Raw genomic sequence first — 14506 nt, forward strand, 5'->3', positions numbered from 1 at the left:
AATCCCGCATAATTGAACAAGAGCGATTTGTGAGTAAATTTTGCGTACTGATGAGGAGGAGAACACATGCATCTGGCACTGCTGGCACGATATCTGGACGGTGACTTGTGGGAGGCGCGGCTGTGCGCTGCTGTTCCCGAAGAGCCTTTGCCGGTTGATGAATTCAACGCGCTTTCCGCGCTCTCCGGCTGCACCGCCGCCTACGATGCGGCAGTTGTGGCACTGGATGGTCCGGACGGTCTGACAGCGGTACGCGAGCTGCGGCAGCGGGCGCCGCTGCTGCCTATCCTCTGGATTGCAGATGAGATGGAATACGCGGTGTTCGCATTCCGATATCGCGTGACGGCATTCCTGCTGCGCGATGCTTCAACCGCGGCACTGCGCAGCGCGATCAACACCATGAGGAGGGAATCTGCATGAATATTGCCTGCTGCGGCATCGACCGCGAGCAATTCCACGCAGCAGAACAGGCGTGTGGCTGTCCGGTGCTGTATTTTGTCGATGCACCCGACCGGCGCGGCGACGTTCGGCTTGCCTATGCTCTGCGGGACGGCGTACCGATTCGGCTGGCAATAGTCGGTTATCAAGGCGCGGCAGGACTGACCGCGTGCGATTTTCTGTGCAGCCATCTGCCCGGAGAGCGCATACTGTGGCTGTGCCGCCGACCCGAGTTTTCCACAGAAGCGCGGCGACTCGGCGTACACTTCTATCCCGTGGGACCGCCCGATACCGTCCCACCCAATCAAATCACACAGGAGCTCATCCGCCTGCTGCGGCAGCAGCCAGAATACAATAAAGGAGGCATAACAGAATGAAACACAAAAGAGGGATCAGCTTGACATTGACAGCGGCGCTGCTGCTGTCAATGCTGCCGCAGATCGTACTGCCAAAGGCAGCGGCAGCCAATATACCGGAGCGCGAGATCGACAGCAGCACCTATGCGGCGCTCGGTCTGTCGCTCAATGCCGAGGACAAAGGCGCGTCTCTGACAGCACCGTACAGCAAGAAACATGTTTCGCAGGCGTTCACCGCCAGCGAGGTCTATGTTGCGGCAAACGGTTCGCAGGCAAACCGCTACCTCATCCGGGACGGCTTCGACCGCATGGAGACCAACAACCGCGATTCCGCTGTATGGGACGGCGACAACAAGAGCAATGTGCAGGGCAATCTGGACGGCGCGTATATCCGCTATGCCGTCAACGGCTACGGGCTCGGCTTGGGCAAATACGGTAACACCTACGCCAGCAAGCTCAGCTCGAACAGCAGAAACCTGACCGATTACAACAATAACGACTTTTCCGGCATTTATGCCACCAGCACCGCGTTCAACAAGGGCGACGGCAAGGATAATTACGTTGCCGAGCTTCGTGCTTACGGTCGCGGCGAAAAAACCACCATCGGCAGCAAAAAGTACGACGGTAAATTCGAACTCGCACTGTTTAAGGTAAACGATAACGGCAAGCGCTCCTCTGCCGGTACGCTCTCCCCGACCGTCACCGCAGAAATGACCTACGGCGACGGCATGGCGTACTTCACCCGCCGTTACGTGCAGGAAATGGACGCCATCATGGACGTTGCCGCAGCAGATGTGAACGGCGACGGCAAGGACGAGCTGTTCGTCTACGCCGGGCGCTGGAAAGACGAAAACGGCACGCGCTACGCCTATGTGGACGTATTCGACACCGCTTCCATGGAACGCACCGGTCAGCTGAAGATCAACGCCGGAACAGCCTCCGCGTACCAGCAGGCAACGCAGTGGCAGTGGCAGATCGAGAAAATCCCGGTCGTGACGCTTGCCGGCGGCGACCTTGACCGCGACGGCAAGGAGGAAATTGCCGTTACCGCATCCGCACCGACCGACAACAGCAATGTGGCCTCGGCGGCGCACCTGACCGTATTCACTGCGGAATCCGGCACGCTCACGCCGGTCAGCGGTCTGGATACCGTATCGCTTGCCGATGGCGAGCAGGCGATGGTATCCGCAAACTGCGCGTTCGGCACGTTCTCCCTGCCGGATACCGGCATCACCGGTACGGTGCTCATCGCAGCGGGTTATCAGAGCAATAACGCCTCTTCCGCGCATGACTCCGGCGCGTATACGACCGCTGCGTACCGCTTTGCCTACTACGATCCGCAGTCGAAAAAGTTTAAGCTGTCCGAGTACCGCACACAGGCACTCGGTGACAGCGGCAAGAAAATCGCGCAAAGCTACATTGATGACCCGGATGAGGACTATTACCGTCCGGTCCATGCGCCTATCGCACTCGGCTGCGCGGATATGGAGGGCATCGGTGCAAACAACAGCAACGATGAGGTACTGCTCGGCGGAGAAATCTACGATTTTGACACTACCGGCGGTATCACGACCCAGCTTTCGTCCGTCAGCGTATGCACCTCGCAGGTCAACATCAACGGCAAGAACAAGGCCAAGGAACAGGTCTGGATCAGCGATGTGCAGGCGGGCGTAGTGGATAGCAACCCATCCGACAAAAGTGCGGTAGATCAGTACAACAAATGGCGCGAATCCTTCGTTTATGTTGCCGGCGTACACCGCAAGGAGCCGGTCAACGGCAGCGATGATTACTACTGGATGGACCTCGGTGCGGCATATCTGACCGGCGAAAAGAGCGGCGCGTCCAACGACACCAAAAACCACATATTCTACAGCACGCAGGAGGGCGTTATCGCGGAATCCAGCCGCCGCAATGACAATACGGGCACGTTCGTCAGCCTTGCGCTGCCGGATTTCGGCAACGACTCGATCACCATGCGCTACGTTGCCGACTATACGGTATACACCAATCCCGAGGTATACGCAGTCCTGCAGGCGACGCCGTACTTTGCCGACCTCAACGAAACGTATGACTACATCGGCAACGGCGGCACCGCCTACGGCACAAGCAAATCCACCGGCGACACAAAAACCGCAAGCGTTTCGCAGGCGCTCGGCGTATATCACTCGCTCGAGGTACAGGCGCTCGCCGGCGGCGAATACGAGGTTGAGCTGTCCGCAAGCTACAGCTATGACTACGCAGAATCGACCGAAATCGAGCACTCCGTCACCTACAACGCGCAGGCAGGCGGCGGCGATATGGCTGTTGTGTACACCATACCGTATCAGTACTATATTTATGAGATGTACGACCCGGACATTAAGCAGTGGAGCACTACCATCCTGCCCGCAGCGCTCGATCCGACCGTTGCGGTGCTCGATGTGGAAAGCTATGACGAGATCGCCGCGGAAACCAAGGGGCTGGAGCCGATTTCCGGCAATCTGCTTTACTCCACGCCCGGTGAACCGGAAACCTATGCTAATCAACCCGCCGGTACGCGCGAGTTTGCCTTTAACGGTGCCTATGCGCACACGGGCGCAAGCAGCACCACTGCCGATACCACGCAGGAGATCACCAAGACGACCGGCAAAGAACACAGCCACGCCTTTAATCTGGAGCTGAACTACAAGGTTGGCGGCGGCGGCGCACTGCTCGGCAATAAGGGCTATGTCGGCGTGACCGGCAGCACCGGCGCAGGCGGCGGCTGGAGCAAGTCCAGCGCGGACGGCACGGCGTTCTCCGGCACGGTCGATTCCCTGCCTGCTGAGGCAACGCAGTACGGCTTCGAATGGAAGCTGATCGTCAACAATGCGCAGCTTGACGGAACACCGGTCTGGATCGTCGGCTACGAGGTCAAAAACGTCAAGCAGCCACCCAGAATGCCCCAGAATCTGACCGTTACCGAGGTCAGCACCAGCACGGTGGATTTGGAATGGGAATCCAGCGGCGGCGCAGCATATTACGAGATCAGCATGATTGACCAGCATGGCGAATACAACAAGATCGCAACAGTCCCCTATACGGTAACACAATATCAGGTGACCGACCTCGATGCCAACACCGATTACCGGTTCAGCGTACGCGCGGTCAGCCCAACCAAGGGCAGCAGTATCGACAGCCCAATCGCCTACGCTACTACGCTGAACGGTACGGCGAATTTTGAGATCACCACCCACCCGAAGGACGCCTCGACCGCCGCAGGTAAAACTGCGACCTTCACCACCGCCGCGACCTACACCGATGACAGCGGCGCCAAGCCGGTCAGCTATCAGTGGCAGGTGAAAACGACCGACAGCAAGTCGCAGTGGCGCGAACTGAAAAACAGCACCGGTGTTTCCGGCGCGAACGGCCCGTCGCTCACCATCACCGCTGCAGAGGAGATGAACGGCTATGCATACCGCTGCCGCGTGTATGTGAAAAACCGTTCGCTGTACACCAAATCTGCAGCACTGGACGTTTCCCGCGTGCCGACCAGCATTCAAATCACACCGAAGGACGACACTGTTTGGCTGTCCGGCGGCACGCTGACGACCAGTGTGGGAACCACTGTCACCGGTCAGAAGGCGGTAACGCTGACGAGCGGTGATAAGACCTATTCCCTGCTCTCTGGCGGCAACCAATTTTTCTGGTTTAACGGTGCGGCGTATTACGCCTATAACGGTACCCCGCCGGCGCTTACCAATGGTCTGCTGGATAAGGACACGGCGCTTTCCGCCGACAAAATCGGCAGCGCTTTGGATATTCAATCCGAAGGACCGCAGGCGGTCATCACCGAAACGGACGCAGACGGCAAAACCGATACGAAAACGCTGGCGCTCGGCAATCCGGTCAGTGACAGCACCTCTATTCCCTATAATGGCGTATCGTACACCGCTGTACACAAATTCCAGCCGACCGACAGCGCGTATTCCGGCTACACCTTCTACGAGGCGAACGGAAACGGCGAAATCGCATATCTGTACACCAAGGACAGCGGCACGACCTACCTGCCGTTTACGCTGCGCTATGCGAGCACTCTTGTCGACGGAACGGACGTCAACACGCTGGCACCAGTTTATCAGGCCACCCAAACCGCCGGCACGAACACGACAACCGAAAATATCACCGGTTTGACCTACGCACTTGCCGCCTCGGTATGGGAAAACGGCAGCAAGCCGACCGGCATGACCGGCACCGTCACCTTTACGATTTCCGGTGCGGGCATTGAGGGTCAGAGCTTTACCGTACCTGTCAGCGAAAGCAAAGCCGCTCTGAGCAGCTTTGCCCCCAAGGGTGAGGGCGCGGCAACCATCACCGCCATGTACTCCGGCGATGACGTTTACGCGCCGAGCACCGCGTCCGTGAATGTCTATTTCGTTCTGAACAAGACAGACCGCTCGGTGCTGTCGCTGACCGCACCCGCGAACGTCACCTACGGTGAGAGCGCAAATCTCGCCGCAACGCTGACCAGTCAAAATGGCACTTCGCAGAATGCCACAGCGACCTATAAGGTGGAAAAGCTGGTAAGCGGCAAGTACGTTTCGGCAGTATCCGACACAGACTATACCCTCGAAAACGACGTATTTACGCCCAAACTGGTGACGAACTACCGCATTACCGCAACCTGTCAGAATCTTACCGATTCCAAGGTTATTATCGTAAGCAAGGGCACGCTCACGCTGTCCGCTGCCGACACGAGCAAGGCGCTGAACGACACCCGCACGCCTGACGCCGCAGTGCTTTCCGGTCTTGCGGCATGGGACAACGACACCCTAACGGCGGGTACGGACTACACGCTGACCTCCGAAGGCACCACCGCAGCCCTTCCGGGTAAATACCCCATCTATATCGCGCTAAAGGATTCGCAGAAGATTCAATCCTTGCAGGAGAAGTACAATATCCTGCTGAAAAACGCGGTTTACACGCTTTCCGGCGAAAGCTACACCGTAAACGCCAAGGGCGATACCAACGGCACGGTTTCCATCACCTATCAGGCGGATGCCGCGAGCGCAGTGCTTCCGGTTTCCAGCGGCAGCAGCCTGCCCAAAGGCAGCAAGGTGACGTTCACCGCACAGCCCAAGGCAGGCTACACCGTCAGCCGCTGGAAGGTTGGAGATTCCTACCTTGCAGGTCAGGGCGACTCCTACTACAATGCCATCAGCTACACGATTGACAGTTTGAGCGAAAACGTAGATGTTTCCGTGAATTTCACCGCCGGTACGAGCACGCTGACGTACAAAGCCGACAGCACCGCCATCGGCAGCGTGACCGCGAATTACCTGACGGACGGTGCACTCGGCAGTGCGTTTGTCTCGGGCGGAAACGTCAATTACAGTCAGACCATCCGCGTGTCGGCGCAGCCCAAGGACGGCTATGCGGTCGATCGCTGGGAGGTCAACGGCAACACGCTCAAAACCGCAGACGGCACGCACAATTACACCGGCAGCACTTATACATTCGATAAATTCACCGAGAATGTGACAGTAACCGTATATTTTGTCGCAAACAGCCGGCCGGTTGTGACCATTAAGCCGGTGGACAATGACGGCAATCCGCTGACCGGCGCAAAAGTCTCGGTCGGCGGCACCGAGCTGACCGGCATGAACGGTGTATTCACCTATACGGCACACACCGGAGAAAATCCGGTCATCACCGTGACGCCGCCGGACGGTCTGCTGGTGGATTCGTGGACGGCAACACCCGACACGGAGGGCACGCTCAGCACCGATAACCGCGTCATGGCGCTGCATGATTTGCGCCAGAACACCACCTTCGTTGTAAAATGCACCGCACTCAACCGCTATACCGTATCCTTTCATGGCAAGATGGCGGACGGCTCCGCAATCACCGATGCGGCAGGTACGGTATCGGCGGTCAAGCTGGGCGCAGGTGCGCTGACGAGCGGCGAAAGCCAGCTTCAAGGCTCGACCATTCAGTTCACCGCCAAGGCGAACACCGGCTATGAGATTGCCGGCTGGAAGCTGAACGGCAACGCCGTTACGCCGACCGCAAGCGGTACCTATCAAATCCCCTCGCTGAACGGCAACGCTGCTCTGGTCGTAACCTTCCGTCAGCAGCCGAAAATCACGCTTTCGGCAGGTGAAAACGGCACGCTGACCTGCGACTCGCATACCGGCAGCAGCTTCTATCTGCCCTGCGGCAGCAAGGACGCGCTGACCTTCACCGCACAGCCGGAGAGCGGCTATCGCGTTGCAGGCTGGACGGTAAACGACAATGATGTTTCCGGTTCGGCGGTTATAAACTCGGATAACCAGACGTACACCTATACACCGAACGCCGACGGAATCACCGAGGATGTGACTGTTTCCGTTGCGTTTGAGAAAATCCCGACCGCGAAAATTGCCTTCTCGGTTGTGGATACCACACCGGAGGACGACAATTCCGGCGAAAACGGTACGCTTTCCGCAGTTGCGACCCGCTACGGCACGAAAACCGAGCTCCGGAGCGGCAATGAAGTTCTCAGCGGCTCGGAGGTTACGTTCACCGCACAGCCCAATCAGGGCTACAAGGTGCAGAGATGGTATCTGGACGGCACCGAGCAGGCAGGCGCACCGACGCTCAACATCACGGATAGCGATCCCTCGCACGAGGTCAAGGTACAGTTCACCGAGATCAGCAGTGCTGTTACCTTCGGCATTGCCGAAGACAGCGACACCGGTCATGGTGCAAGCCTGTCCGCCGCCTTCCTGCGTGCCGGCATGAGTCAACCCGATGCCATTGCCAGCGGCAACAACGTCACCGCCGAGGGCAAGCTGACCGTAACGGTCGAAAATCTGGATGACGGCTACAAAATCGCAGGCTGGACGCTGAACGGCGCCGTTTACGAGCAAAACGGCAAGCCGTATACCGGCAGCAGCCTCGCTTGTGACGTTTCGGCAACACAAGGCGCGGATATCCGCGTAAAGCTTGAGCGCAAATCCTACGAAGTGACCTTCTCGGCGCAGACCGGCGGCGGCATTACGAATGATAAATCGCTGACGAGCGGCAGCACCGTCAAGGGTGATACGGAAATCAAGTTCACCGCGTCCACACCGGCAAGCGGCTACACCTTCATCGGCTGGAAGGTAAACGGCACGATGCACAAACCCGATGCAACGACCTACACCCTGACCGTCACCGAGGACACCGAAATCATTGCGTGCTACGAAATCGCGGACGCGGAATACACCGTAACCTACGGCATTCTTCCGACAAACAGCAAGGACAACGGCACGCTGTCCGTTTCCGGTCCGGACGAGAACGGCAAGGCAAAATCCGGCACGCGCGTTGCGTTTACGGCAGTGCCCGATACGGGTTACATGGTCGAAAACTGGTACGCAGACGCGGCAGGCACCACTGCCATCGGTACGGCGGAAAGCACAACCTATGCCATTGACCCGCTGACCGGCAACACCTCGGTTTACGTCCGCTTTGTGCCGATTCCGACACACACCGTCACCGTCAATATCAGCGGCAGTGGCGCGGTTTCCGCCAAGATAAACGGTGCAGACGTTGCTATTACTGGCGGCACGCTGACCGTTCCGCACCATGCGGCGGTTGTTCTCACCGCACAGCCGAGCAGCGGCGCATATCTGACCGGCTGGACGCTAGATGGCACAGCAGGAGGCAACGCGCTGACACTCAACCTGAACAACGTGACGGAGAACCACACCATTGACGCAGCATTCGGCGTCAGCCAGATGGTGACGCTTACGACCGTCTGCGGTGACGGCGGCAAGCTGACCGTTAAACGCGCGGATGGCACGACCATTGACGCCTCCGGCGGCATTCAGGTACCCAAGGGCGCTCCGCTGACGCTGACCGCCGCACCGGATTCCGGTAAGATGGTTCAGGCGTGGACGTTAAACGGCACGGCAGCAGATGAGCTCTCCAACACTTTCACGCTCACTCCGACCGAAAACAGCAAGGTGCAGGTGGATTTTGAGAACGTAACACTGTTTGATCTGCCTGCCGACAACGCAAAGTATACCTTCCGCACAAGTTCCAGAACACCCCATGATTACGGCACGGAACGTCAGATTCGCAAAAGCGGCACGATCGAATTTACAATGCGCCCCGCAGATGGATATCTGATCCGCAATCTGGATTTCCAGGGCGGTACGGTAACGCGCTGCGCATTGCAGACAGACGGCAGTTGGAGCATCCGCATGGAAAAGGTTGTCAGCACTATCACGTTTAAGGCCGACATCTATTCGATGGTTCCTCTGACCATTACCGCACCGCAAAACGGCACACTGACGGTCAAGCTGGGCGACACCGTTCTGACAGACGGCGCAAAGCTGGCGGCAGGCGATATACTCACCATTGCCGCAGAGCCGGCAACCGGCTACACACTCGATAAGCTGACCGTTTCCGGCGCGACCAAGCAGCCGGGCGGCACTTACAAGGTCGATGCGGCAGCGGTTTCCGTCAGCGCAAGCTTTAAGAGCACCGGCGGTACCTCCGGCGGCGGCGGTGGCACCGGTGGCGGCGGTGGCACCGGTGGCGGCGGCGGAGCCGTTGCGCCGACCACCTACGATGTTGTGATCCCGTCCGCGCTGGCGAACATCGTCAAAGCGGATAAGACTAAGGCGGCGGCAGGCGACACCGTAACGCTGACCGTTTCCGGCGAGGGTACGCTGACCGTTACGGACGCAAACGGTAAGTCCGTTGCGCTGACCGACCTCGGCAGCGGCAAATACGCCTTCAAGATGCCGTCCTCCAAGGTCAATGTGGCGTTTGCCGCGTCTGGCGAAACCAAGCCGTGTGACGGTGGCAAGAATTGCCCGTCGGCACCGTTTAAGGACGTTGACACCGGTAAGTGGTATCATGTATCCATCGACTATGTGCTGACGCACAGCATAATGAACGGCGTTTCCGGCACTTCCTTTGCACCGAACAGCAATCTGACGCGCGGTATGCTTGTGCAGATTCTGTTCAATCTGGAGGGCAAGCCGCAGAGCGCTTCTGCAAGCTTCTCCGACGTTAAGGTGGACGCATGGTACGCCAAGGCGGTCGGCTGGGCAGCGGCAAACAAGGTCGTAACCGGCTACGCAGACGGCACGTTCCGACCGAATGCAGCCGTCACCCGTGAACAAGCGGCAGCAATCCTGTACCGCTACGCACAGAGCAAGGGCATTGACGTAAGCGTAGGCGAGGACACCAACATTCTCAGCTACGCAGATGCCCTGCAGGCAAGCGAGTACGCAATTCCCGCATTGCAGTGGGCTGTCGGCGCAGGCGTGCTGAATGGCAAGAGCGGCAACCTTCTTGCCCCAACCGGCGCCGCAACTCGTGCCGAGATCGCCGCAATCATGCAGCGCTGGTGCGAGAAAATCGTTTAAAAGTAAAACCAAATACGCCGGATGGCATGAAAAAGGAGCAGTTATATACTGCTCCTTTTCGCATATAAAATCACCCCATCTGTTAGATAGTATATCATACGGTACATATCCCTTTTGTCAGCAACCCTTGTCCGGCAATTGCCATAGTATTTGTTTCTCAAAACCCGCTTTATAGACAGCTACCTCATGGGCAGCTTTTTTATAATAGACTTGTGCCGTCTCTATGCTCCGCGCGAGGCCGCACTTGTACTTTTCCGAAGCCGTATGCTACAATAAAACCACTACATTCGACAGAAAGCAGGAACAGCCATGCGCACCAAACGGGAACAGATTATCTTTCAGGCATTTCATGACCAGATCTGCCGATCAGAGTTCAGCAGCGGTTTGACGCTGTTTTTCGGGCTGCACGGAAACAGCTCAATCCGATACCAGTCCGCCGAGTACTCCATGCCCGCAGGCGCGCTGCTGGTTGTCAACCCGTTTGAATTATATCAGGTGAACTGCTCGGAAAATGCCGAGATGATCGCCATGCAGATCCCCGAAAATCTGCTGCAGCTTGCCAGCTGGAGCAGACAGAACGTCTGCTTCTGTTACGCCTCCAGCCAGAATGAAAAGCAGGAGTACCAGACCATCCGCGTATTATTTGCAACGATTTTTCAGGATTTCTTTCAGAACCCGGAGCAGAACGCCTCCGGTATTGTCACCAATGTACTCAAGCTCGTTGATCTGCTGACAGCGCATTTTCTCATTTCCGATGTGCCAAAAAACAATACCAAGCGCGAGGAGACCATGCGCCGTATGAAGCGCATCATGGATCATATTCATTCCAACTGGAATGAGGATATTTCCCTGCGCGAGCTTGCTGCACGCGAGTTTCTGTCCGAAGGCTATCTGTCCCGATTCCTCAAGCAGAATCTGGATATGACCTACTCCCAGTATGTCATGGGGCTGCGTCTGGAACACGCCGAAAAGCAGCTGCGCAGCACGGATCATTCCATTACTCAGATCGCCTACGACTGCGGATTTCACAACGCCAGTGCTTTCATCGAAAATTTTCGTCAGAAACACGGCCTGACACCGCGGCAATACCGCCAGCATGCCACCCAGAAAGCCGCTGCTGACCCATCCGGCGAGGAAACTTTACTGCAGGACGGCGTTTCCTATCTGCTGCAGTTTGCCGTTCCGCCCGATCCGCAGCGCGAACTGCCGCACGAAACGCGGTACATCACGGTTGATGAGAATGTACAGCCGCGCAGGCTTCGTCATACGTGGAAAACCCTGCTCAACGCCGGATACGCCAAGCATCTGCTGACCGCCGCTGTTCAACAGCAGATTATCAAAATCCAGCAGGAGATCGGCTTCCGCTATCTGCGGTTCCACGGCATGCTCGATCAGGAGCTTCACATCTATCAGGGTATGGAAAACGGCAAAGTGAAGTGCTGCTTCACCTACTTCGATATGGTAATTGACTTTGTGCTTGAGCAGGGACTGCGCCCGTTCCTGGAATTCAGCTTTATTCCCCGGGAACTGGCGAAAGCACAGACCAGTATCTTCGAGACCGGCTCGATCACCGCTGCATGTGCGGACTGCACAGCATTCGGCGCACTGGTTGAAGCTATTCTGCGGCATGCAATCTGCCGATACGGTTGGGACGAGGTATCCCAGTGGAAGTTCTCTACCTTTCAGATTAACTATGTGTTCTTCGACTGCATGACCATGGAGGAATATCTCGAACTGTATGACTGCGTGTACCGTGCGGTCAAAGCTGTCGATACACGGCTGCAATTCGGCGGCCCGGGCGCCATGTCCAGTGTGGTATGGGACCCACGCGGTATGCGTGTCTTTCTGCAGTATGCCACAGCCCACGACTGTCTGCCGGATTTCCTGACCGTGCAAAGCCATCCGCATGAATCTTCGTCCACCGATGCAAATTTTATGAGCTATACGCTCAGCCAGCAGTCTATCCCGTCCGTATTATCCAAGGATACGAATTTCGTTAAAACCTTCCTCTATGACCTCAACGGCATCTGCCGTGAATTTGAATTGCCCGACATGGAGATTTTCATCGAGGAATGGAACTCCACACTATGGCAGCGCGACCTTTCGAGCGACACCTGCTACAAATCCGTCTGGCTGGTAAAGAACATTTGCGAAAACATGGATGCGGTTTCTTCCTTCGGCTACTGGACCCTCTCCGACCTGATGGACGAGCGTGCAAATTTCGATTCCATGTACCACGGCGGCTACGGTCTGTTCACCTACAACGGCGTGCCCAAGAGCGGTCTTGAAGCACTGCGCCTGATGAATCAGCTGGGTAATACCTGCATTGCCTCCGGCGACGGCTGGTATCTCACCCAAAGTGAACGGGAATGGCAGCTGATTCTATATAATTACACCCATTACGACAACATTTACCGCTATCGCTACCGCCGATTGGAGCATCCGGAGGATGCCTATTCGGTATTCGAGAGCGGCAAGGTCGTGCGGTTTCAGATCACATTTCCCGCTCTCGGACGCGGCCTGTACCGGATTGAGCAGCAGGAAATTACCCGTACCTCGGGTTCCTCGTTCGACCTGTGGCTTGCCGCCGGCGCACCGCCCTCCCCTGACCGAGCCTTCCTGCAATATCTGACCGAGCACGCTTCCGCGCACCGCACGCTGACCACCGAGCAGGTGGATACCGCGCTGCGGCTCGAGACCGCACTGCAGCCGCTTGAAGTCCGGCTGTTCCGCATCAGAAAGATGAATTTTCCATAAAGCTTTTGCGAAATATCTGTTTTTTGACTTTTTTCTATCTGTCATTTCACATTGCGCGACAGAACCGCCGTTTTCCCTCTGAACAAATACAAAATATATCGCTACATCCAAAATGAATATCCTGTATTTTCTCTTCCTATTTCGTACTATACTATAGTCAAATCCCAAACAGAAACGCTGCGCAGCCGATTCTGAACAAAAAGGTGGTAAGGAAAATGACGAAAAAACAGCTTTCAATGAATGACACCTCATTCAAAACCAGTCTGATGGAAAAAATCGCATACGGCATGGGCGACACCGCTTGCAACGTCGTATTTGCAATCACCTCCAGTCTGATCGTATACTTCTACACGAACGTAATCGGCATGTCTGCGGCACTTGTCGGAACGATTCTGTTAGCATCTCGTATATTTGACGGTATCAGCGACCTGCTGATCGCCCAGATTGTAGACAAGGTAAACTCCCCGAAGGGCAAGGCTCGTGCGTGGATACTCTGGATGGCCGCACCTTACGGTATTGCCTCCGTGCTGATGTTCTGCGTGCCGCCACATTCAAGCACGATGGTGCAGGCGATCTATGTATTCATCACCTATAACCTGTGCACCACCGGCGTATATACCGCACTCAACCTGCCGTATTCCAATCTGGCACCGATGATGACTCGCAATGACGATGACCTTGCCAAACTCAATCTGTTCCGCATGGCCATGTCCCCGATCGGTAACCTGATTGTTACCGCACTCACCCTGCCGTTCATCAACATGCTCGGCGGCGGTCAGCAGGCATGGATCACGGTCTGCGCGATTTACTCCATCGTCGCTTTCTTCATGCTGCTGTTCTGCTACAAGGGCTGTCAGGAGCGTTTCCACACTGATGCAGCCAAGGAAGCCGAGGCTATGCCGTTCGCACAGCGCCTGAAGGCTACCCTGAAAAACAAGTATTTCATCGTTCTTACACTCACGATGATCGCCGTTGCTCTGTACCAGAACGTAAACGGCACCGTTGCTACTTACTACGCACAGTATATGCTGGGTAACGTCGAAGTCATGGGCGTTATGCAGAGTTTTGAGAATATTCCGAAGATCATCGCTATCATCTGCCTTGCCCCGTTCATCAAGAAGTTCGGCAAGCGCAATCTGGTTCTGTTCGGCGCTGTACTCTGTGTACTCGGTCAGGTTGTTGTCCTGTTTGCACCGCAGAATATGACCATGGTTATGGCCGCTGCTGTTATGCGCGGTATCGGCGAAGCCCCGTTCTACGGCTGCATCTTCACCATGCTGGCTGATGTTATCGAGTACGGTCACTGGAAGACCGGTATCCGTGTACAGGCCCTCATCTTCTCCGCATTCACTGTCGGCCAGAAGTTCGGCGGCGGCGTTGCAGGCTGGCTTGTTGGTCAGCTGATGGAGATTTCCGGCTTTACCGGTCTGGAAGTGGAGATTCCCTCCGCAATAAGCATGGTCAAGAACCTTTACATTTACGGCAACATGATCGCATGGGCCTTGGTTATCATCCTTATGCTGGTTTACCATCTGGATAAGGAATACGACGGCATTATGAAGGATCTCACCGGCCGTACGGCGTAACAGAAAG

The 14506-nt window shown here is 56.4% G+C and carries 5 protein-coding genes; all 5 read left to right on the top strand.

Annotated elements, in window-relative coordinates:
• Window positions 1–66 precede the first annotated feature (66 nt).
• The 5 genes from DW088_RS11965 to DW088_RS11985 all read left to right on the top strand — a co-directional run bounded on the left by DW088_RS11965 (window position 67) and on the right by DW088_RS11985 (window position 14499).
• Window positions 67–420, top strand: a complete 354-nt coding sequence (locus tag DW088_RS11965; RefSeq protein WP_118360898.1) for a response regulator transcription factor — start codon at window positions 67–69, stop codon at window positions 418–420.
• Window positions 417–815 carry a hypothetical protein gene (locus DW088_RS11970; RefSeq protein ID WP_118360900.1) on the top strand — a complete coding sequence of 133 codons (399 nt, stop codon included), beginning with the start codon at window positions 417–419 and terminating at the stop codon, window positions 813–815. Before DW088_RS11965 ends, DW088_RS11970 begins: the two co-directional genes overlap by 4 nt.
• A complete protein-coding gene (locus tag DW088_RS11975; protein ID WP_118360902.1) occupies window positions 812–10156 on the top strand; it encodes an InlB B-repeat-containing protein in 9345 nt (3114 codons plus the stop codon). Before DW088_RS11970 ends, DW088_RS11975 begins: the two co-directional genes overlap by 4 nt.
• 309 nt (window positions 10157–10465) lie before the next feature.
• Window positions 10466–12913 carry a GH39 family glycosyl hydrolase gene (locus DW088_RS11980; protein WP_118360904.1) on the top strand — a complete coding sequence of 816 codons (2448 nt, stop codon included), beginning with the start codon at window positions 10466–10468 and terminating at the stop codon, window positions 12911–12913.
• 215 nt (window positions 12914–13128) lie between these two features.
• Window positions 13129–14499 carry an MFS transporter gene (locus tag DW088_RS11985; RefSeq protein ID WP_118360906.1) on the top strand — a complete coding sequence of 457 codons (1371 nt, stop codon included), beginning with the start codon at window positions 13129–13131 and terminating at the stop codon, window positions 14497–14499.
• Window positions 14500–14506 lie beyond the last annotated feature (7 nt).

The organism is Butyricicoccus sp. AM05-1, assembly GCF_003474415.1.
GTDB lineage: Bacteria > Bacillota > Clostridia > Oscillospirales > Butyricicoccaceae > Agathobaculum > Agathobaculum butyriciproducens.

What these genes read in the sequence shown, in the direction of transcription:
- DW088_RS11980 (WP_118360904.1), top strand. Translation starts at nt 10,466, where the DNA reads ATGCGCACCAAACGGGAACAGATTATCTTTCAGGCATTTCATGACCAG.
- DW088_RS11985 (WP_118360906.1), top strand. Translation starts at nt 13,129, where the DNA reads ATGACGAAAAAACAGCTTTCAATGAATGACACCTCATTCAAAACCAGT.
- DW088_RS11970 (WP_118360900.1), top strand. Translation starts at nt 417, where the DNA reads ATGAATATTGCCTGCTGCGGCATCGACCGCGAGCAATTCCACGCAGCA.
- DW088_RS11975 (WP_118360902.1), top strand. Translation starts at nt 812, where the DNA reads ATGAAACACAAAAGAGGGATCAGCTTGACATTGACAGCGGCGCTGCTG.
- DW088_RS11965 (WP_118360898.1), top strand. Translation starts at nt 67, where the DNA reads ATGCATCTGGCACTGCTGGCACGATATCTGGACGGTGACTTGTGGGAG.